The 20,200-nt window shown below is 67.6% G+C and carries 22 protein-coding genes and 1 riboswitch; of the genes, 3 read left to right on the top strand and 19 right to left on the bottom strand.

Translation table 11 applies throughout. The features are described 5' to 3' along the window. Positions 1-3: 3 nt before the first annotated feature. The 5 genes from gcvH to VGD93_RS06335 form a co-directional block, all read right to left on the bottom strand. Positions 4-369, bottom strand: a complete 366-nt coding sequence (gene gcvH / locus VGD93_RS06355; protein WP_395010328.1) for a glycine cleavage system protein GcvH — start codon at positions 367-369, stop codon at positions 4-6. Then, a complete protein-coding gene (gene gcvT, locus VGD93_RS06350; protein ID WP_395010326.1) occupies positions 366-1,544 on the bottom strand; it encodes a glycine cleavage system aminomethyltransferase GcvT in 1,179 nt (392 codons plus the stop codon). Before gcvT ends, gcvH begins: the two co-directional genes overlap by 4 nt. A 171-nt stretch (positions 1,545-1,715) precedes the next feature. Further along, positions 1,716-1,816: riboswitch (glycine riboswitch) on the bottom strand. Between the two features lie 54 nt (positions 1,817-1,870). Beyond that, a complete protein-coding gene (locus tag VGD93_RS06345) occupies positions 1,871-2,455 on the bottom strand; it encodes a hypothetical protein (protein ID WP_395010324.1) in 585 nt (194 codons plus the stop codon). A gap of 12 nt (positions 2,456-2,467) precedes the next feature. After that, on the bottom strand, positions 2,468-2,968 hold the full coding sequence (locus tag VGD93_RS06340) for a redoxin family protein (protein ID WP_395010322.1): 501 nt from the start codon (positions 2,966-2,968) through the stop codon (positions 2,468-2,470). 60 nt (positions 2,969-3,028) lie between these two features. Beyond that, on the bottom strand, positions 3,029-3,847 hold the full coding sequence (locus VGD93_RS06335) for a protein-disulfide reductase DsbD domain-containing protein (protein ID WP_395010320.1): 819 nt from the start codon (positions 3,845-3,847) through the stop codon (positions 3,029-3,031). A gap of 161 nt (positions 3,848-4,008) precedes the next feature. Between VGD93_RS06335 and VGD93_RS06330 the strand changes: the two genes are divergently transcribed. After that, a complete protein-coding gene (locus tag VGD93_RS06330) occupies positions 4,009-4,587 on the top strand; it encodes a YqgE/AlgH family protein (RefSeq protein ID WP_395010318.1) in 579 nt (192 codons plus the stop codon). Positions 4,588-4,589: 2 nt separating this feature from the next. On the opposite strand, the gene VGD93_RS06325 is transcribed toward VGD93_RS06330, so the two are convergent. The 11 genes from VGD93_RS06325 to coxB all read right to left on the bottom strand — a co-directional run bounded on the left by VGD93_RS06325 (position 4,590) and on the right by coxB (position 16,958). After that, the gene (locus VGD93_RS06325) at positions 4,590-7,469 is read right to left on the bottom strand and encodes an EAL domain-containing protein (RefSeq protein ID WP_395010317.1); all 2,880 of its coding nucleotides are present in this window, start codon (positions 7,467-7,469) and stop codon (positions 4,590-4,592) included. A gap of 74 nt (positions 7,470-7,543) precedes the next feature. Further along, on the bottom strand, positions 7,544-8,152 hold the full coding sequence (locus tag VGD93_RS06320; RefSeq protein ID WP_395010315.1) for a GNAT family N-acetyltransferase: 609 nt from the start codon (positions 8,150-8,152) through the stop codon (positions 7,544-7,546). Positions 8,153-8,170: 18 nt separating this feature from the next. Then, on the bottom strand, positions 8,171-9,433 hold the full coding sequence (locus VGD93_RS06315) for a M16 family metallopeptidase (protein ID WP_395010313.1): 1,263 nt from the start codon (positions 9,431-9,433) through the stop codon (positions 8,171-8,173). Further along, the gene (gene thrC / locus VGD93_RS06310) at positions 9,430-10,836 is read right to left on the bottom strand and encodes a threonine synthase (protein ID WP_395010311.1); all 1,407 of its coding nucleotides are present in this window, start codon (positions 10,834-10,836) and stop codon (positions 9,430-9,432) included. Before thrC ends, VGD93_RS06315 begins: the two co-directional genes overlap by 4 nt. Positions 10,837-10,935: 99 nt before the next feature. Continuing rightward, positions 10,936-11,718 carry an SURF1 family protein gene (locus tag VGD93_RS06305; RefSeq protein ID WP_395010309.1) on the bottom strand — a complete coding sequence of 261 codons (783 nt, stop codon included), beginning with the start codon at positions 11,716-11,718 and terminating at the stop codon, positions 10,936-10,938. Positions 11,719-11,782: 64 nt separating this feature from the next. Next, positions 11,783-12,622 carry a cytochrome c oxidase subunit 3 gene (locus tag VGD93_RS06300; RefSeq protein ID WP_395010307.1) on the bottom strand — a complete coding sequence of 280 codons (840 nt, stop codon included), beginning with the start codon at positions 12,620-12,622 and terminating at the stop codon, positions 11,783-11,785. Between the two features lie 3 nt (positions 12,623-12,625). Continuing rightward, positions 12,626-13,180 carry a cytochrome c oxidase assembly protein gene (locus tag VGD93_RS06295; protein WP_395010306.1) on the bottom strand — a complete coding sequence of 185 codons (555 nt, stop codon included), beginning with the start codon at positions 13,178-13,180 and terminating at the stop codon, positions 12,626-12,628. 4 nt (positions 13,181-13,184) lie between these two features. Next, a complete protein-coding gene (locus VGD93_RS06290) occupies positions 13,185-13,337 on the bottom strand; it encodes a hypothetical protein (protein ID WP_395010305.1) in 153 nt (50 codons plus the stop codon). Continuing rightward, a complete protein-coding gene (locus VGD93_RS06285) occupies positions 13,337-14,266 on the bottom strand; it encodes a heme o synthase (RefSeq protein ID WP_395010303.1) in 930 nt (309 codons plus the stop codon). The genes VGD93_RS06290 and VGD93_RS06285 overlap by 1 nt, the downstream gene beginning before the upstream one ends. A gap of 28 nt (positions 14,267-14,294) precedes the next feature. After that, positions 14,295-15,992 carry a cytochrome c oxidase subunit I gene (gene ctaD, locus VGD93_RS06280; protein WP_395010301.1) on the bottom strand — a complete coding sequence of 566 codons (1,698 nt, stop codon included), beginning with the start codon at positions 15,990-15,992 and terminating at the stop codon, positions 14,295-14,297. A 60-nt stretch (positions 15,993-16,052) separates the two neighbouring features. Then, positions 16,053-16,958, bottom strand: a complete 906-nt coding sequence (gene coxB, locus VGD93_RS06275; protein ID WP_395010299.1) for a cytochrome c oxidase subunit II — start codon at positions 16,956-16,958, stop codon at positions 16,053-16,055. 381 nt (positions 16,959-17,339) lie between these two features. Here coxB and VGD93_RS06270 point away from each other — a divergent pair, with 381 nt between their 5' ends. Beyond that, entirely contained in the window at positions 17,340-17,837 is a 498-nt protein-coding gene (locus tag VGD93_RS06270) for an invasion associated locus B family protein (RefSeq protein ID WP_395010343.1), read from the top strand. Between the two features lie 38 nt (positions 17,838-17,875). On the opposite strand, the gene VGD93_RS06265 is transcribed toward VGD93_RS06270, so the two are convergent. Together VGD93_RS06265 and VGD93_RS06260 are read right to left on the bottom strand one after the other, a co-directional pair. Then, positions 17,876-18,166: a hypothetical protein gene (locus VGD93_RS06265; protein WP_395010297.1), complete on the bottom strand. Its 291-nt coding sequence runs from the start codon at positions 18,164-18,166 to the stop codon at positions 17,876-17,878. A gap of 172 nt (positions 18,167-18,338) precedes the next feature. After that, entirely contained in the window at positions 18,339-18,614 is a 276-nt protein-coding gene (locus VGD93_RS06260; protein WP_395010295.1) for a hypothetical protein, read from the bottom strand. A gap of 155 nt (positions 18,615-18,769) precedes the next feature. Between VGD93_RS06260 and VGD93_RS06255 the strand changes: the two genes are divergently transcribed. Then, complete coding sequence (locus VGD93_RS06255) at positions 18,770-19,660, top strand: LysR family transcriptional regulator (RefSeq protein WP_395010294.1); 891 nt, start codon at positions 18,770-18,772, stop codon at positions 19,658-19,660. A 3-nt stretch (positions 19,661-19,663) separates the two neighbouring features. On the opposite strand, the gene VGD93_RS06250 is transcribed toward VGD93_RS06255, so the two are convergent. After that, the coding region (locus VGD93_RS06250) for a glutamate-cysteine ligase family protein (RefSeq protein ID WP_395010293.1) at positions 19,664-20,200 on the bottom strand (537 nt) is incomplete at its 5' end.

Genomic DNA, 20,200 nt, shown 5'->3' with positions numbered 1-20,200 from the left:
TCCTCAGGCGGTAAGCTTGGCGTAGGCCGTTTCGTCCATGAGCGCCTCGAGCTCGGCCGGGGTGTCGATCGCAATGGTGAACATCCAGCCCGTGCCGGCTGGGTCCTGGTTGATCAGACCCGGGTCGTCGGTGAGCGCCTCGTTGACCGACAGCACGGTGCCCGAGACGGGCGCATAGATTTCGGAGGCGGCCTTCACCGACTCGACGACGGCGACCTCGTCGCCCTTCTTGACCTTCTTGCCGACGGCAGGAAGCTCGACGAAGACGATGTCGCCCAGTTGCTCCTGGGCATGCGCGGTGATGCCCACGGTGCCGACCGCGCCCTCGACGCGGATGTACTCGTGGTCGCTGGTAAACTTGGTAGTCATGGCCTGGCCTCTGGTTTGCGGAAGTAGCGATGGGGAACGAAGGGGAGCTTCACGACAGTGCCCTGGGTAGGCTTGTCGCGGACGATGGCGGTGACGCGCGCCCCTTCCTGGGCGTGCTCGGGCCGCACGAAACCGAGCGCGATGGGCGCCGCCAGCGACGGCGAGAAGCCGCCCGACGTCACGCGGCCAATCTCGCTGCCAGCGCCGTCGACGAGCGGGGCACCCTCACGTACGGGCAGGCGTCCCTCGAACTGGATGCCGACGCGCACGCGCTGAAGCTCGCCGGCATATTCGCGCACGATGCGGGCCGCGCCCGGGAAGTCGGCGGCCTCGCGGCGGCGCTTGGAGACGGCGAAGCCGAGCCCGGCCTCGGTTGGCGACACGGTCTCGTCGAGGTCGTGGCCGTAGAGCGGTAGCCCGGCCTCGAGGCGCAGCGAATCGCGGGCGCCGAGCCCGACCGGCCGCACCCGCTCGTCGGCGAGCAGCCGGTCCCACAGGGCGACGGCGCGCCCGGGCTCGACCAGGATCTCGAAACCGTCCTCACCGGTATAGCCGGAGCGGGCGACGACGAGGGTGCCGAACGCGCTCTTGAACGCGCCGTAGGTCATGAAGCCGAGTGCGGCCGCCTCGGGGACGATGGCGGCGATCACCGCGGCCGCCTCGGGGCCCTGCAGGGCGAGCAGGCCATGATCGTCCGCCCGCTCCAGCGTCGCCTTCTCACCTGCCGCCGCGGCGATGCGGGCGAAGTCCGCTTCCTTGGTGCCGGCATTGACGACGATGTACAGGCTGCCGGCCGCGGCCGGATCGGCCGGCCGGGCGATCATCAGGTCGTCCAGCACGCCACCGGCGTCGTTGAGCAGCAGGGTGTAGCGGATCTGGCCGGGCTTCAGGCCCTTGATGTCGCCGCACACCAGCGGCTCGACCACGGCGGCCACCGCCTGGTGGTCGGCGTCGACATCGCCCGAAGTCCGGTTCAGCCGCAGGAAGGACGGCCCCATGTGGGAGACGTCGAACAGGCCGGCGTGCTCGCGCGTCCATTTGTGTTCGGCAATGATGCCGGAAGGGTACTGGACGGGCATGGAATAGCCGCCGAACGGCACCATGCGGCCGCCCAAGGCGGTGTGCCGCCCGGTGAGCGGCGTGGTCTTGAGGTCGTCTGCCGGCACGTCGGCCATGGAGCACCAGAGGTTAGAGACATGTTCTCGCGCAGCTTGCGCCGCACGCCCATGCCCCCTCTGTCCACTAACCTGAGAGATTTCCCGGGCGGCCTATGGCCCGGTTGCTCCTTCGGTGAGGTGCCGACGGGTGTCGCCTGCCGGCTGCACCCGCACCTGCTTTCCAGAGTGCCTTTCGACGCGGTCCCTTTTGCCTGAGAGTTTCCGGGGCGGTTGCTCCTTCGGCGCCGGAATCGCCAGCAGCGATCCCGGTCTCTCCCGCAGTCGCGCTCACCTTGCTTATGTCACGCGCAAAAAGTCAATGCGCCACGCGCAGCGACGAGCACTCAGGCCCTGGGATCGAAGCCGACCCAGATGGTGATCTGCTCGCCGCCCACATAGGGGATCTCGACGTTCTCGACCACCTTGACGAATTCCTCCGACTGGTTCGGCGGCACGACCGTGACCGGGATGTCGTATTTTTCCGAGAACAGGGCAACGCCGTCGCGCTCGACGGCAAAGCGCAGCGGCACGTTCACGCTGGACACGGCGCCGGCGGGCCCGAGCAGCAGGCGACCGACGACGCCCATGCGGACGGTGATCTTGCCGTTAGACACCACGCAATTGCGCGACTGCTTCTCGATCACCGCCTGGAAATTGAGGTTCTTGGGAATGCTGGAGCTGCCCGTGTACTTGGCATAGGCCTCGCCGCCCTCGCGCACCTTGATGGGCGGGCATTCGGTCGCGATCGCCGGCAGCGCGCTGGTCGAGGCCTGGGCAATCTCGGCCTGGCTGGCGCTGGCGTTCTGCAGCTGCGCGCTGGGCGAGCCGCCGCCGAACAGGCTCCCCATCGAGCAGGCGGAGAGCGCCAGCGCAACGGCGCCCACCCCGGCAAGGCGCCCCACGCGCGCCATGTTGGTCGTCAAACGCATCAATGGTTCCCCCTAGGCGTTGATCGTAGCCCTTGACGCTTCCAACGCCAAGAGAACGGCCGGCGCACCGGTGACGGTGACCCCGGCCACATCCTGAATGAAGACGTCCTGCACGACGCCATTTGTGATGATCATGGCGCAGCGCACGAAGCGCTTGCCCAGATCGGCCGAGTGCCTGGTGAGCCCCAGCGCCTCGGCGAACAAGGCATGCACATCGGCGATGAAGTCAACCCTGCCCAGGGCCTGCGCATGCTCGGCCCAGGCCTTGACGACGTGGTGATCGTTGACGGTACCGCAGACGATGCGCGCGACCCCCGCGGCCTTGAGCTTGGCGGCATTGGCCACGAATCCTGGCAGGTGGCTGGTATCGCAGGTCGGGGTGAAGGCCCCCGGCACGCCGAAGAACACCACCGTGCCGTGGCCGAGGACGGCATCCGTGGTCGCATCCGCCACGCCGTCGGCGGTGACGAGCTTCACCGCAACCGAGGGCACTTTGTCGCCGGGCCTGATCATCCACTCCGCCTCTTGCTGCCAGTTCGCTGCCGTCCGGGCGGACGGCGCACGGACACTAGACTAGAGTCCGCCCGGCGTCGACGGCGCGACGCGCCGTGTCAGCTCGAATGGCCCCGCCGGGGTCATGAATGTCAGCTGGATGTCTCGACCCACTACGCCCTCCGCCCCGCCGCCCCCAAGCAACGGGAGCAGGGCTAGCCGCCCATCCGGACTTTTTTGCGGCGCCCCGAACAGCAGGTCGCCGCCCTCGACCTGGGCGATGATCGAGAGGGGATCGATATCGGCGCCGGCGACAGGCACGACGAGGGCGTTCCGGCCGGGGTCGAAGGCGACGTCGCCGATCGGGGCTTCTGCTCCCTGCCAGGCCAGGGGCGCGAGGGCCAGCGCCTGGTTGATGCGCAGGGCCTGGCCGCGGTCGGGGCTGGCAAAATCGAGCGGCAGGCGGAATGCCGCCTGGGCCGGCACGCAAATCTCGGAGCACACGCCCATCAGCACGGAGGCTTCGAGCACCGCCTGCTCGCCGTCCACCTTCAGTTCAATGGGGAGCACCGTGGGCCCGTAATAGACGAAATCCGTGTAGCCGCCCCGGGTGTCGAGCACCGGATAGGGCCAGACGATGTCGTCGTCGCTCACCCCGACCGACCCGGCCAGGTCGAGTTCGGTGGGGATGCCGGTTTCGCCCGGGACGCGCCAATAGGTCTTGGTCGAGGCCGGCATGTCGATCTCGATCGCGGCCAGCGTCGTGCGGTCGGCCCGGAGTTGCTCGCTGGCGATCAGGCGCACCCTGACGTCGGGGGCGATGGTCTGCCATTCGGTCTCGGCCGCAAGCGCGGGAGCGGCGGCAAGGCAGATCACGGCGAGGGCAGCCAGTTTTCGCATGCCCTCGCATAGCGCACCGGCGGCAAAGAGAACAGCCTCGGCCTCTTCATGCCTTCGTGAGGGATGGCTTTGCACCGGCCGCCGGGAAGACTACATTTGGGTCGTGAAGGCCAGCGCCCGCGCCGCGCGGCGCCGGATGCCAGAAGGCAAGGAGAGACGGGATGCATTCGCTCAAGGGACAGTTCCTGGTCGCCATGCCGGAAATGGGCGACGACCGCTTTCGCGACACCGTGATCTACCTCGTCGGCCACGGCGAGGAGGGCGCCATGGGGCTGGTGGTCAACCAGAGCCTCGAGGACATGCGCTTTGCCGACATCCTCGAGGAACTGCATATCGGCGAGAAGGAAGACATCATCCGCCTGCCCCGCGACATCCGCGAGCGCGAGGTGCTGCGCGGCGGCCCGGTGCAGCGCAGCCGCGGCTTCGTGCTGCATTCGCCCGACTATTTCCGCGAGGGCAACTCCTATTCGGTCACCGACGAGATCTGCCTTACGGCCACGCTCGACGTGCTCAAGGCCATCGCCTTCAATCGCTCGCCCAGCGACGCGCTGTTCGCGCTCGGCTATTGCGGTTGGAGTCCGGGCCAGCTCGAGGGCGAGATCCGGGGCAATGGCTGGCTGACGGTGCCGTTCTCGCGCGACCTGCTGTTCACCACCCCGATCGCCAAGCGCTACGACGCGGCGCTGGCGCGGCTCGGCATCACGCGGGCGAGCCTCAGTGCGGCCTCGGGGCACGCCTGACGTCAGCGGCCGAACTGGGCCTGCAGGCGCTTGCTGAACTCGGGGCCGGTCATGGCCGCGCCGAAAGCATAGCCCTGGGCGTAGTGGCAGCCGAGATTCTGCAGCCGCTCGATCTCTTCAAGCGATTCGACGCCTTCGGCGATGACCGCGAGGTCGAGGTCAGTCGCCAGCGCCACGACGGCCCGGATGATCGGCACCTGAGTGTGCGCCATGCCGCTGTTGTCGCTCATCTGCACGAAGGCCGCCGGGATTTTGATGGTGTCGAACGGGAAGCGGTGCAGGTAGCTGAGCGAGGAGTGGCCGGTGCCGAAATCGTCGAGGGCCAGCCCGAGGCCGAGCTCGCGCAGCGCCGCGAGCATGTAGGCGGAATGCTCGGGATTGGTCATCACCTGCGACTCGGTGATCTCGAGCTTGAGGTGCCTCGCAACGGAGCGGTGCTCGCTCACCAGCGTGCGCATGTCGTTGAGCAGCGTCTCGGTGGCCAGCTGGCTGGGCGAGAGGTTGACGGAAACGAAGAAATCCTCCGGCAGCTGGAACTGCTTGGCCCATTCGCGCGCCTGGCCTGCCGCCTGCTCGAAGGCCAGCCGCCCGAGGCGCTCGATCAGCCCGGTGCGCTCGGCCAGCGGCACGAACTCCTCCGGCGGCACCACGCCGCGCTGCGGATGGTTCCAGCGCATCAGCGCCTCGCAGCCGGTGATGAAGCCGGCATGGATGTCCATGATCGGCTGGAACTGCACCTGCAGCTCGCCGTGCCTCAGGCCGCGGTCGAGGTCCTCCTCGGAGGCCTTGGAATAGGCGGCAATCGAGCGGGCCGAGGCGCGATAGGCCTCGATGCGGTCGCCGCCGAGGCGCTTGGCGTAGTACATGGCCAGTTCCGCGTCGCGCAGCACGTCGGCAGCGCCCACCGGGTTGCCGTCGTAGATGGTGACGCCGATCGAGGCGGTGAGCGACAGGTCGCGCTCGCCAAAATTGAACGGCGACTTGAGGGCCTTGCGGATCTGCTCGGCGGTTTCGGCGATCTTGCCCGCCGCCTGCTCGGACGAAATGATGACGCCGAACTGGTCGCCGCCCAGCCGGGCCACGGTGTCGAGCGGCCGCATGATGCGGGCAATGCGGCGTGAGATCGCGAGGACGACCGAATCGGCGGCCGCGTGGCCGACGCGTTCCTCGAGCTCCATGAAGCGGTCGATGTCGATGAGGAACACCGCGGGCTTGATGCCGTTCGGCAGGCGGGCACGTAGCAGCGAGCGGTCCAGCCGGTCGAGGAACAGCTGCTTGTTGGGCAGGCCGGTGAGGCTGTCGTGCACGGCGTCGTGCAGCAGGCGGTCGCGCGAGGCGCGGTCGTCGTTGACGTCCTGCAGCGTGCCGACGATGCGGTTGACCTGGCCGTCCCCGCCCAGCACCGGCTTCACGCGCATGCGGAAGGTGCGGAAACTGCCGTCATGGGCCGCCAGCCTGACATCGGCGGACACCTTGCCGCGCTTGAGCTCGACCAGCGTATCGAAGGCGGTGCGGAAGCGGTCGCGGTCGTCGGGATGGACGCGGTCGAGCCAGCGCTTGATCGAGCCGCGCAGGGCGCCGCGCCGTTCGCCCAGGCGGGTGCCCAGTTCCTCGGAGACGGAGACGCGGTCGCGCTCGATGTTCCAGTCGAACACGAAGTCCCCGCTGCCGGTCAGCGCCAGGGCGCGGCGCTCGACCTCGCTGAGCGTGCCGATCGATACCTGCCCCTCGGAGAAGGCATGCTGCACCGAGGTGAAGCCGAGCAGCATGACGGTGAGCACGAGTCCGCCGGCGACGGCCGGCTGCGCCACGTCGTTGGAGACCTGGCCCGACACCACGAGCCAGCCGTAGAACAGCCAGGCGATGTAGATGATCCAGGTGGGCACCAGCAGCACGGCGCGGTCGTAGCCGCGCAGCGCCAGCAGCAGGATCAGGAAGAAACCGGTCACCCCGAGCAGGGCCAGCACCAACCGCGCCACGGTGGCGGCGATCTCGGGCTGGAAGAAGGCGAAGCCGAACAGGGCGAGGAACACCACCACCAGCGCCAAAGCGAGGTGGATGAAGCGCAGGTGCCAGCGGTGCAGGTTGAGATAGATGAACAGGAACCCGAACAGGGTCGTGGCGATGCCCGCCTCGGCGGCGGCGCGGAAAGGCTGCATGGCGCCATTGGAGATGCCGAGCAATGGGCCGAGCACGCCGAAATCGATGAGCAGGTAGATGAGCACCGCCCAGGAGAAGGCGGCGGTCGCCGGGAAGATGCCGCGCCCCTTGACCACGAACATGATGGTCAGGAACACTGCCGCCAGGGAGGAGACGCCGAGCACGGTGCCACGGAACAGCGTGAAGGAGTTCACGTAGTCGCGGTAGGCGTCCGGCTTCCACATGTAGAGCTCGGGCAGATGGCCGTTGGCGAGCTCGGCAACGAAGGTGACGGTGGCGCCCGGATCGAGCGTGATCTCGAAGACGTCGGCCTCGCGATCGGCGAGGCGTTCGGGCCTCAGGCCGGCGCTCGGGGTGAGCACCTTGATGCGCTCGTTGCCCAGGTCGGGGCGGAAGATGCCAGATCCCGGCAGGCGGAAGAACGGCGCCACCAGCAGCCGCTCGAGCTGCACGTCGGAGTCGTTGCGCAGCGCGAACAACGCCCAGCTCGGGTTGGTGCCGCCGACGCTGGCCAGGACCTCGATGCGGCGGATGATGCCATCCTCGCCCGGCGCCGTCGACAGCTGCACCCGGCCATCGGTCCCGGGCAGGACGTCGATGGCCGAGGTCAGGTTGACCGCATTGACGTTCTCGGGAACGGTGATCACCTCGAAGGCCGAGGCGGGCAGGATGCCGACCAGCGCGAACAGCAACAGGGTCGCGAGGGTGTGAAGCAGACGCATCAGACGCAAGTGTTTTCCGCCGCAGCCACAGATGGGGAACCTAGGTATCGGGGTTTCCCCGCGGCCACAAGCATTCAGCGCTCGCCTTCGCTGGCAGCCGCCTCGTAGCGCTCGCGCGTGAGCCCGAAAAGTACGTGGTCGCTCCACTTGCCGTCGATCTGCAGGTAGTTCTCGGCGTAGCCCTCCTCGCGGAAGCCATTCTTCTCGAGGACGCGGCGGCTGGCCTGGTTCGAGGGCAGGAATGCGGCATGGATGCGGTGCAGGCCGAGCGTGTCGAAGACGAACGGAATGACGGTGCCCACCGCTTCGGTCATCAGGCCGCGCCCGGCATAGGGGCGCCCCATCCAGTAGCCGAGCGTCACGTACTGGGCGGCGCGCCGCCGGATATTGGACAGGGTGAGGCCGCCGACCAGGATCTCGCCCTGGCCTTCCCTCAAGAAGATGAAGAAGGTGAAGTCGGTGCCCGCCCTCGCCTCCTCGCGGCCGCGCCGCAGGCGCGCGAGGAACACCGCCTGGCCCAAATCGGCCTCGGTCCAGCGTGGCTCGAACGGCTTGAGGAAGTCGCGGCTCTCCCGGCGCAGCGCCCGCCAGGCGCGATAATCGGCCTGGCGCGGCGCCCGCAGCGTCACGCGCGGCCCCAGCAGCACCGGCGTGTCGTCACGGGCGAACCAGGTGAGCATCATTTGCGCGGGCCATGACGATCAGTTCTTCAGTTGCGCGGCGATGGTCTGGTAGTCGGGGAGGCGGGCGACCGGACCGATGCCGGCCAGCGACACCTTGTCGGTGTCGAACAACTGCCGGGCGACCAGCTTGACCCGGTCGGCGGTGACCCGGTTGATGCGGTCCACGGTCTCCTGCAGCGGGATCGGGCGGCCCCACAGGATCTGCTGGCGGGCCAACTGGCCGGCACGCGAGGAGGGGCTTTCCAGCGACATCAGCAGCCCGGCCCGGATCTGGTTGCGGACGCGGACGACCTCCTCCTCGGAAATCTCCTCCGTGGCGCGGCGCAGTTCGTCGACGACGACCGGCACCAGTTCGGTGACCTGCTCCTCTCCGGTCGAGGCGGCGACGCCGAAGATGCCGCTGTCGGCGAAAGCCCAGTGAAAGGCGTAGACGGAATAGCACAGCCCACGTTTCTCGCGCACTTCCTGGAACAGGCGCGAACTCATGCCGCCGCCGAGGATGGAGGCGAGAATCTGGGCGGCATAGAAGCCGTCGGAATTGTAGGCGCGGCCCTCGAAGCCCAGCACGATATGGGCCTGCTCGTGGTCGGAAAGCAGCCGTTCCTCGCCGCCGGTATAGTTGGCCCGGATCGGCTCGGGGGCACCGCTGGGGCGCAGGTCGTGGAAGCGCTCGCCGGCGACGTCGACCAGGGCGTCGTGGTCGACATTGCCGGCGGCGCAGATGACCATGTGGTCGCCGACATAGTTGCGATCCATGTAGGCGCGGATGGAATCGGGGCCGAAGCTCTTGACCGATTCGACGGTGCCGAGGATGGAGCGCCCGATCGGCTGGTTGGTGTAGGCCGCCGACTGGAACAGGTCGAACACATAGTCGTCGGGGTTGTCGCGCGCCGCCCCGATCTCCTGCACGATCACCTGCTGCTCGCGGTCCAGTTCCTCGCGCTCGAACAACGAGTTCTGCAGGATGTCGGAAAGGATGTCGCCGGCGAGGGCCACGTCTTCCTTGAGCACGCGGGCGAAGTAGCCGGTGTGTTCGACCGAGGTCGCGGCATTGAGGTCGCCGCCGACATTCTCGATGGCCTCGGCGATCTCGAGAGCGTTGCGGGTGGTGGTGCCCTTGAACGCCATGTGCTCGAGCATATGGGAAATGCCGTGCTCGGCTACCGTTTCGCTGCGCGAGCCGGACTTGACCCAGATGCCCAACGAAGCGCTCTCCAGATGCGGCATGTCGTCGGTCAGGACGGTCATGCCGTTGGGCAGCGTCGTGCTTCTAACGCTCAAAGGCGTTCCTCCATGGCGCGGGTTCGGGCCCGGACGAAGGCTTCCACCTCGCCCTGGTCGTTGGCCAGAACGCTCAGGCGCTCGGGTCGTTGATAAAGGTCAGCCAACCACAGCGGCAGGGCTGGTTCAATGCCCGCGGCAGCCTTGACCGCTGCCGGGAACTTGGCCGGATGGGCGGTGGCCAGCGTGATCACGGGGGTCTCGCCGCCGACCAGCGGCCGCGCCACCGCCGCCGCCACCGCGGTATGCGGGTCGAGCAGGTAGCCGGAGCGCTGCCAGGTTTCGGCGATGGCGATCGAGGTCTCGTCCTCGCCGGTGCGCCCGACTCCGAAGACGGCGCGCATGGCGGCGAGCGCCACCGGGGGAATGGCGAAGTCGCCGGTCTGGGCGAGATTGTCCATGAGCCGCTGCAGGCGCTCGGCATCGCGGTCCAGCGCTTCGAACAGTAGGCGCTCGAAATTGGAGGAAACCTGGATGTCCATCGACGGGCTGATGGTGGGCGTCACCGCCCCCAGTTCGTAAAGCCCGGTCTGCAGCGCCCGATACAGGATGTCGTTGGTATTGGTGGCGATCACCAGGGTGCGGATCGGCAGGCCCATGCGGCGCGCGCAGTAGCCGGCGAAGATATCGCCGAAATTACCAGTGGGCACGACGAAGGTGACCTCGCGGTGCGGGCTGCCGAGCGACACCGCCGCGGTGAAATAGTAGACGATCTGCGCGACGATCCGCCCCCAGTTGATGGAATTGACGCCCGACAGGCGCACGCCGTCGCGGAAGCGGTGGTTGTTGAACAGGCCTTTGACGATGTTCTGGCAGTCGTCGAAGGTGCCCTCGATGGCGAGGTTGTAGACGTTGTCGTCGAGCACCGTGGTCATCTGCCGGCGCTGCACCTCGGAGGTGCGGCCCTTCGGGTGCAGGATGAAGATGTCGACCGACGGGCGGCCGCGGAAGGCCTCGATGGCGGCCGACCCGGTGTCGCCCGAGGTCGCGCCGACGATGGTCGCCCGCTGCCCGCGCGCCGACAGGATGTGGTCCATGGTGCGGGCCAGGAACTGCATGGCCACGTCCTTGAAGGCCAGTGTCGGCCCGTGGAACAGCTCGAGCACGAAATGGCCCGGCTCGAGCTCCACCAGCGGTGCCACCGAGGGGTGGCGGAAACCGGCATAGGCGCCCTCGACGATGGCCCGCAGCGCCGCATCGGGAATCTCGCCGTCGACGAAACGGGCGATGATGTCGAAGGCCACCTCGGCGTAGGGACGGTTGGCGAAGCCGGCGATCTGCTCGGGCGAGAGGCGGGGCCACACCTTTGGAACATAGAGGCCGCCGTCGCCGGCAAGCCCGGCAAGCACCGCATCGGAGAAATTGAGCGCCGGAGCCCGCCCGCGCGTCGATACGAACAGCATTGAAGGGAATCGCCCCGGGTTCTGTCTGGGAGGCACGCCTGGCGCGCATGCCTTGGGATTGCGGCGCACCCTAGTAAAAGAGCCCGCCAACCGCAAGTTTCATCGATCCGGCGCGGGCCGGCCGCGGCGCAGCAGCCAGAAGCCCAGCATGATCGGCGTCAGCAGGGCGAAACCGAACCAGGTCATGGCATAGCCCAGGTGGTTGTTGGGAAACTCCACCACCGTCTCCCCGCCCTGCGGCAGGGCGCCCGCATCGCCGGCCGGCAGGTCGAGATAGACGGGGGCGAAGGGAGCGGGTGCGGGAGCGGCGAAGCGGGCCAGCCGCTCGGGATCGCGGACCCACTCGATGCGCTTTTCGATATCGGCGCCGGGGGTGAAGGCACTGGCCGGCTCCGGCATGCGCCCGATGCCCGTCACCGTGACCTCGCCCTCCGGCAGCGGGCCGCCGCCGGCAAAGGCGGCGGCAGCCGCTTCGGGCACGAAGCCGCGGTTGACGAACAGCGTTCCGCCCTCGGCAAGTGCCAGCGGCGTCATCACCCAGTAGCCGGGGCCGGAATAGCGGCCGCGACCGCCGGCAATGCTGGTGAAAACCAGCACCGTCCCCTCCGGCACGTAGCGCCCGCTCGCCGTCAGCGGCCGGTAGTCGAGATAGGCGGGGGCCAATGCGGGCCACTCCCGCGCCGCCGGCAGGGCAATGGCGGGCTGGTGGATGCGCTCCTCGACCGCCGCGATCAGGGCCTGCTTTTCGGCGAGCCGCTGCCACTGCCACGCCCCCAGCGCCGCGAACACGCCGGTCAAGGCGAGCATGAGCACGACGAAGGCGGCGGTCCGGAGGCTGAAGCGCCGGGCTGGCGGGGACGGCAGGCGGTCGGAATCGGGCATTAGCGTCCTTCAAAAGCAATGGGGCGCAGCCGCGGCCGCGCCCCCAGCAAAGATGTGCCCGCCGTCAGTGGGCGAGCGGCACGCCCCAGCTGCCCCACACATAGATCGAGGCGAACAGGAACAGCCACACCACGTCGACGAAGTGCCAGTACCAGGCAGCGAATTCGAAGCCCAAATGGTGCTGCGGGGTGAAATCGCCGCCCATGGCGCGGACCAGGTTGACGATCAGGAAGATGGTGCCGACGATCACGTGGAAGCCGTGGAAGCCGGTGGCCATGAAGAAGGTGGCGCCGTACAGGTTGCCCGAGAACTGGAAGCCGGCCTGCGAGTATTCCAGCGCCTGCACCGCCGTGAAGGTGAGGCCGAGCAGGATGGTGAGGGCCAGGCCCCATTTCAGCCCCTGGCGGTCGTTGTGCAGCAGGGCGTGGTGCGCCCAGGTCACGGTGGTGCCGGAGGTCAGCAGCAGCAGCGTGTTGAACAGCGGCAGGTGGAAGGGGTCGAAGAGTTCGACCCCGGTCGGCGGCCACACGCCGCCGGTGGCGGCGAGGCGGGCCAGCTGCTCGGGGGCGTCGACGTTGAAGAAGCCGTCGAAATAGGCCCAGAACCAGGCGGCGAAGAACATCACCTCGGAGACGATGAACAGCAGCATGCCGTAGCGGTGATGCAGCATCACCACCGGCGTATGGTCGCCGGCATGGCCCTCGCGGATGACGTCGCTCCACCACGCATACATGGTGTAGAGCACGCCGGCGAGACCGATGAAGAACGGCCAAGGCGGCAGGATATCGTGCATCCAGGTGATGGCGCCGACCGCCATGATGAAGGCCGAGACGGAGCCGACGAAGGGCCAGGGGCTCGGGTTCACCAGATGGTAATCGTGGTTCGGCTTGGCGTGAGCGGCCATGGCTTAGGTTCCCTCAGAAGAAGCGTAGAAGGTATAGGACAGGGTGATCTGCCGGACGGTGTCGAGGTCCCGGTTCTCCGCCAGATCGGGATCGACGAAGAAGGTGACGGGCATTTCCACCGTCTCGCCCGCTGCCAGCGTCTGCTCGGTGAAACAGAAGCACTCGATCTTGTTGAAGTAGATGCCGGCGGTTTCGGGGACGACGTTGAAGATGGCCGATCCGGTAATCGGATGATCGGACAGGTTGGTCGCGGTGTAGACCACCGTCGTCACCGCCCCAATGCTGTCGGTGACCGGCCGCGACGGCTGCACACGCCAAGCCAAGGCGCTGTCCACGTTGGAATCGAAGGCCACCGTCATCTGCCGCGCGATGGTCCCCTTGGGGTTGCTATCGGCGACCTGCGTCGTGCCGTTGTACCCGGTCACCCGGCAGAACAGGTCGTAGAGCGGCACGGCGGCAAAGGCCATGCCGACCATGAATACGGCGACGGCGGCCAGGATGGCGGCGATGCGGACATTGCCGCGGCGGCTGGTGGGGGGAAGGGTAGCGTCGGTCATGGTGTCACAAGGGTCGCTGCAGTACGCCGGGGCCCATCTTGGCGATGGTGAGGGCGTAAACGATCACAACGAAGGCCGCGAGCACGAGGGCCAGCACCAGCGAGCGCCGGCGCCGGCGTGCCGCCTGTTCGGCTTCCCTGTCCACCGGTTGCCCCATCACAGCCATCCCGCCAGCCCCGCCACGCGATCGACGAGCAGCGCGAGGAAGATGAGGAACAGGTAGCTCAGCGAATAGCCGAAGAGCCCGCGCGCGGCCTTCTTCATGGCCACGTTCTCGCGCGTACGGAACAGCCGCCCGGCGGAGAGCAGGAACAGCGCGCCGGTGACGGCGGCGGCAACGGTGTAGAGAAGGCCGCTGAAGCCCAGCAGCGGCGGCAGCAGCGACACCGCCACCAGCACCACCGAATAGAGCAGGATCTGCACCTTGGTCGCGCCCTCGCCCGCCACGTTGGGCAGCATGGGCACGCCGGCGGCGCCGTAGTCGCTCTGCTTGTAGAGCGCCAGCGCCCAGAAGTGCGGCGGCGTCCACAGGAAGATGATGAGGAACAGCACGCAGGCCTCGAGGCTGACGCTGCCGGTGACGGCGGCCCAGCCGATCATGGGCGGGAACGACCCGGCGGCGCCCCCGATCACGATGTTCTGCGGCGTCGCGCGCTTGAGCCACATCGTATAGATGACGGCGTAGAAGAAGATGGTGAAGGCGAGCAGGCCGGCGGCCAGCCAGTTGGTGGCGAGGCCGAGCAGCACCACCGAAAAGGCGGACAGCACCAGGCCCATGGCGAGGGCATGGTCCCGGTCGATGCGGCCGGCGGGGATCGGGCGGTTGGCGGTGCGGCTCATGCGGGCGTCGATATCGGCGTCGTACCACATGTTGAGCGCGCCCGAGGCCCCTGCCCCGACGGCGATCGACAGCACGGCGACGAACCCGACCACCGGGTTGATGCCGCCGGGCGCGAGCAGCAGCCCGACGAGCGCCGTGAAGACCACGAGCGACATCACCCGCGGCTTGAGAAGCGCGAAATAGTCCTCGGCGCGCGCCTCCCCCGCGACGGCTGCTATCTGCCCGTGATCGTCAACGTAAGCCATCAGTTCGCTGTCTTTCCGGCCGCAGCCATCAATGCCCGGCCGTGCCGCTGCCGATCCGCGGCAGCGTCTCGAACTGGTGGAACGGCGGCGGCGAGGACAGGGTCCACTCCAGCGTCGTTGCCCCCTCGCCCCACGGATTGGCCGGGGCGATGCGCCGCTTCCGCACTGCCTCGAACAGCGAGTACAGGAACAGCAGCAGGCCGGCGAAGGTGATGTAGTAGCCGATCGACGACACCAAGTTCCACAGCGCATAGGCGTCCGGATAGTCGATGTAGCGCCGCGGCATGCCGGCGAGGCCAAGGAAGTGCTGCGGGAAGAACACGAGGTTGACGCCGATGAAGGTCAGCCAGAAGTGCGCCAGCGCCATGCCTTCATTGTACATGAGGCCGAACATCTTCGGGTACCAGTAGTACCAACCGGCGAAGATCGCGAACACCGCACCCAGCGATAGCACGTAGTGGAAGTGGGCGACGACGTAGTAGGTGTCGTGCAGGGCCCGGTCGGCGCCGGCATTGGCCAGGACCACGCCGGTGACGCCGCCGACGGTGAACACGAAGATGAAGCCGATCGCCCACACCATCGGGGCGCGGAAGGTGATGGAGCCGCCCCACATGGTGGCGATCCAGGAGAACACCTTCACGCCCGTGGGCACGGCGATGACCATCGTCGCGGCCACGAAATAGCGCTGCAGGTCAAGCGACATGCCGACGGTGAACATGTGGTGCGCCCACACCACCGAGCCGACGAAGCCGATGGCGACCATGGCGTAGACCATGGCGAGATAGCCGAACACCGGCTTGCGCGAGAAGGTCGAGACGATGTGGCTGACGATGCCGAAGCCCGGCAGGATCAGGATGTATACTTCCGGGTGCCCGAAGAACCAGAACAGGTGCTGGTACAGGATCGGGTCGCCGCCGCCTTCGGGCGCGAAGAAGGTGGTGCCGAAATTGCGGTCGGTCAGCAGCATGGTGATGGCGCCGGCGAGCACCGGCAGCGTCAGCAGCAGCAGGAAGGCGGTGACCAGCACCGACCACGGGAACAACGGCATCTTGTGCATCGTCATGCCCGGGGCGCGCATGTTGAAGATGGTGGTGATGAAGTTGATGGCGCCCAGGATCGAGGAGGCGCCGGCGATGTGCAGCGCCAGGATGCCGAAGTCCATGGCCGGCCCGGGCTGGCCGCTGGTGGAAAGCGGCGGATAGATGGTCCAGCCGCCGCCGACGCCGTAGGCGCCCGGCGGGCCCTCGAAGAACATCGACAGCACCAGCAGCGTGAGCGCGAAGGGCAGCAGCCAGAAGGAGATGTTGTTCATGCGCGGGAACGCCATGTCCGGCGCGCCGATCATCAGCGGCACGAACCAGTTGCCGAAGCCGCCGATCATCGCCGGCATGACCATGAAGAAGATCATGATCAGCGCGTGCATGGTCGTGAACATGTTGTACATGTGCTTGCCGGCGTCGATGGCGGCATCGCCGCCCGAGCCGTAGACCATCGCGGCCAGGCCGTGGAACAGCTGGATGCCCGGCTCCTGCAGCTCGACGCGCATGGCGCCCGACAACAACGACCCGACCACCCCCGCCACGATGGCGAAGATCAGGTACATCGTGCCGATGTCCTTGTGGTTGGTCGAATAGACGTAGCGCCGCCAGCCCGTGGGATGGCTTTCAGCATGCGCCGCGGCAGGAGCCTGGGCCCCGTGGGCTTCCAGATGGTGGGTGTCAGCCATTGCAGCTTTCCTCACAAATTCCGTTGGTCAGCGGAGGCCGGCAAGCGGCCGCCGGCGTTGTCACAGCGTCGGCAGAGTGGCGTTGGCGTCGTCGACGAAGCCCTCCGCCAGCGTCTTGATCCACAGCGCGTACTCGTCCTGGGTGACGACACGTACGGCAATCGGCATGAAGGCGTGGTCCTGGCCGCACAGTTCCGAGCACTGGCCGTAGTAGAGGCCGGTCTTGCGGGCATTGAACCAGGTTTCGTTGAGCTTGCCGGGCACGGCGTCGATCTTGATGCCGAAGGAAGGCACGGCGAAGGCATGGATGACGCCGCCGGGGCTGGCGGTGATCTGCATGCGCACCGTGGTATCGACCGGCACCACCAGTTCGTTGTTCACGGCCAGCAGGCGCGGCTCACCGGGCTTGGTCGCCGCACGCTCCTCCTCGTTGAGCATGTTGGAGTCGAAGGAGAGGCCCTGGTCGACATATTCGTAGTTCCAGTACCACTGCTCGCCCGTCGCCTTGACAGTCAGGGCGGGCGCCGGCACGTCCACCTCGCCGAACGAGAAGATGTTGTTGCCGAGATATTTGCGCTGCCCGTCCGGCATGGTCAGCTGATCGGTGAGAACGCCGAACGAGGGAATGGCAATGATCACCAGGATGAGAATGGGGATCACCGTCCAGACGACTTCGATCAGGGTATTGTGCGTCGTCTTCGACGGCGTCGGATTGGCCTTGGCGTTGAAGCGCACCATGACGATGAGCAGCAGCACCATCACCAGCAGCGTGATCAGCGTGATGGTCCACATCAGCACGCCGTCGTGGAACGTGCGGATGGAGTCCATCAGCGTCGTGACCGATTGCTGCAGGCCCAGCTGCCCCGGCTCCGGCCTGCCGATTTCCTGGGCGAACGCGGCGGCGGGCGCCAACGCGAGGGTGGCGCCGATCGCGGCCCGAATTGAGCGGAAAAACTGTCCGGTCACCTATAACCCCCTTGAGTCCCGTTGTTCCGGCTTGCCTGGCTGGCCTGCGGCAAAATACCGCCCGAACGGGCGCCGCGACTCAGCCTCCGAGCGCCTGTCGATGCGCTCATTGGTTGTCTAAATCACATCGGCAGTTGCAACGCAATTCCACCACGCGAGGCGCGCATGCGTCAAAGTGCGCAATTGGGGACAAGTTTGATCTGCATCAACGACGCCCTCATTGCGCCGGCTTCCTGCGCTGGATAGGGAAGCAGCCGGCGGGGCGGCCCGAGCCGGTGGTAAGCGGCAGCGCGGTGATTGACAAGGCGCGCCTGCCGTCGGACACAGAACCGAGCGTCGCCGACGCGCGCGCATGCCTGGTGGAGTTAACATCCCGTGACGCTGAGATTGACGCCGCTTGCGGCCCTGCTGCTGACCCTGGCCGCCTTGGTCGCCGCCCCCGCCCTGGCGCAGGGTGTGGTCAAGGCCCAGTATGGCGACTGGCAGATGAGCTGCGACACGCCTCCCGGCGCGAGTTTCGAGCAGTGCGCAATCATCCAGAACGTGTCTGCCGAGGACCAGCCCAATGTCGGCCTGTCGGTGATCGTGCTGAAGACGGCCGACCGGCAGGCGCGGCTGCTGCGCGTCCTCGCCCCGCTCGGCGTGCTGCTGCCGAACGGGCTCGGGCTCAACATCGACGGCAAGGACATCGGCCGGGTCGCCTTCGTGCGCTGCCTGCCCAATGGCTGCGTCGCCGAGGTGGTGCTCGACGACGACCTGCTCAAGCAATTGTCCGAGGGCACGAACGCGATCTTCGTCGTCTTCAAGACGCCCGAAGAAGGAATCGGCATCCCGGTGTCGCTCAACGGCTTCGGCGACGGCTTCGCCGCCCTGCCCTGACGGGGCCCGGCGGGCGGGCGGGGCCGGCCCCCGGCCGATCAGCGGCTCAGCAGCTGGCCGTTCACATCCGGGCGCGGGACGCGCGTGCCGGACGGCTGCAGGCGCGGCTTGGGCTGGCAACTGCCGGCGTCGCACCAGTAGGTCTTGCCGCCCTTGGTACACTCCCAGAAGCCGACGCTGACGAGCTGGCAGGTATAGCCGTCCTTCTCGAGGTCGGCCTTGGTAATGGTGGTGCCCATCGGGGCGTTGTCGCGGGCGAGCGCCGGCGCGGCGGCCAGCCCGGCGAGCAGCGCGGCGGCGGTGAGCAGGGCCTTGTGGCGATTGGTCATTTTCATTCCTCCTGGCGTGTTTGTGCCAGCGAGGCTGTCCCGGCGGCGTTGAACGCCTCCTGAACGGCCGCTTCATCAAGCGCGGGCGGAAGAAAGAAGGCCGGACGCGAGGTCCGGCCAGTCGTCAGGAAACCGGGCCGGCAAATCGGGCCGACCCCAGGGGCTGGCGCGATCAGCGATCGGGCCAAGGGCGGGCGTCGTTGCGGGCGCGGCAGGCGGCCAGCGCCTCTCCGGCATCGCGCGGCGGATGGCGCATGGCCGCGAACACATCCTCGCGGCTGATGCCGAGGTCGGCGAGCAGCGCGGCATCGAGTTCGAGCAGGTCCTGCAGTGCGAGGCGGCGGGCGCGCCGGGTGCGCACCGCGGCCAGCCAGCGGAAGAAGCCCGCGAGGGGATGCGCAGGGACAGGGGCACGGGCGGGCCGCTCGCCCGCAAGCAAGTACGCCATGGGTCTTCTCCGATTTCACGTGGTCCCGGGGGGGGAAGCCGAGAGCGGTGCCAAAGCTGATCGGGCACCGTTGCAAGGACGATAGGCGCTTGCCTTCCATTCCTCCAACAAATAGATTTCATCCACCTCATCAATCTGCGTGATGGTGCGCACCCATGTCGACACCCCTCGATCTCGACCAGTTGCAGAGCTTCTGCGCCATCGCCGATTGCGGCAGCTTCACCGCTGCGGCGCGGCGCGTGAACAAGACCCAGTCCGCCGTGTCGATGCAGATCAAGCGGCTCGAGGAGCGCCTCGGCCAGGTGTTGCTGACCCGCGACGGCCGCAGCGTTTCGCTCACCAATTACGGCGAGGAGGTCTATGCCCTGGCCCGGCGCATGCTGCGCCTCAACGCCGAAATCATGGACCTGTTCTCGGACGGCGACCTGTCAGGCAGCATCCGCTTCGGCGTCCCCGACGACTATGCCGTGCGCCTGCTGCCGGTCATCCTGTCGAATTTCCAGCGCACCCACCCGAGGATCGTCGTGGACGTGCGCTGCCAGCCGTCGGAGGAGCTGATCGAGGGCATGCGCACTGGCAAGTACGACCTCATCGTCTTCACCCAGGGGACCAGCCACGAATACGGCGAACTGTTCCGCACCGAGCGCATGTTCTGGGTGGCCTCGCATGGCGGCGAGGCGCTGCTGCAGGACCCCCTGCCCCTCGCCACCGGCGGACCGAACTGCTGCTGGCGCGACACCGCGGTCGAGGCGCTCAACCGCATCGGGCGTGACTACCGGATCGCCTATACCTCGTCGAACGCCATGGCCATCACCAGTGCCGTGCTCACCGATCTCGCCGTCGGTTTCCTGCCCGAAAGCGCGCTGCAGCCGGGCATGCGGGTGATCTCAGAGGACAAGGGGTTGCCCCGGCTGCGCGACGCGCAGATCGCGCTGATGCGGGCGAGCCATGCCTATGGCGGCATCTACGACGCGCTCGCCAACCACATCGTGGCGTCCATGGGCAACCTCGAGGACAGGGACAAGCTGCCGGCGGCCGCCGAATAGACCTCAGATCTCGGCCTCGTCGAAGATGCGGCCGAGATCGCCTGCCCACGCGCCGTGGTACTTGTCGAGCCAGCGCTCGGCCGGAGTCTTGCCAAGCGCGAGCGTCGCCTCGAGCGGGGCAAGGTAGCGGGTCTCGTCCACGCCGTCCGCGACCTGGGCGCGGCGGGAGAGGCCGGCCCGCGCCAGGTCCACCACCTGCCGGGCGACATCGAGGACGGTGCCGTCGCGGAAAGGGGTGGCAAGGCCGGCGCGCGGCACCTCCTCGCGCAGGCGCTGGCGCTCCGCGGCGGTCCAGTCCCCGACCAGGTCCCAGGCGGCGGCCCGCGCCGTCGCGTCGTAGAGCAGCCCGACCCACAGCGCCGGCAGGGCGTTGACGGCAGCGGCATCGCCCATGTCGGCGCCGCGCATCTCGAGGAACTGCTTGAGCCGCACTTCCGGGAACAGGGTGGACAGGTGATCCTCCCAGTCCTTGCTGGTGGGCTTCTCGCCGGGCAGTTGCGGCAGCCGGCCCTCGAGGAAGGCCCTAAAACTCTCCCCGGC

Origin of the sequence: Devosia sp. (assembly GCF_036406155.1) — a bacterium.
In the GTDB taxonomy this organism is placed as follows: domain Bacteria; phylum Pseudomonadota; class Alphaproteobacteria; order Rhizobiales; family Devosiaceae; genus Devosia_A.
This window is presented reverse-complemented; position numbering and strand designations above follow the sequence as displayed.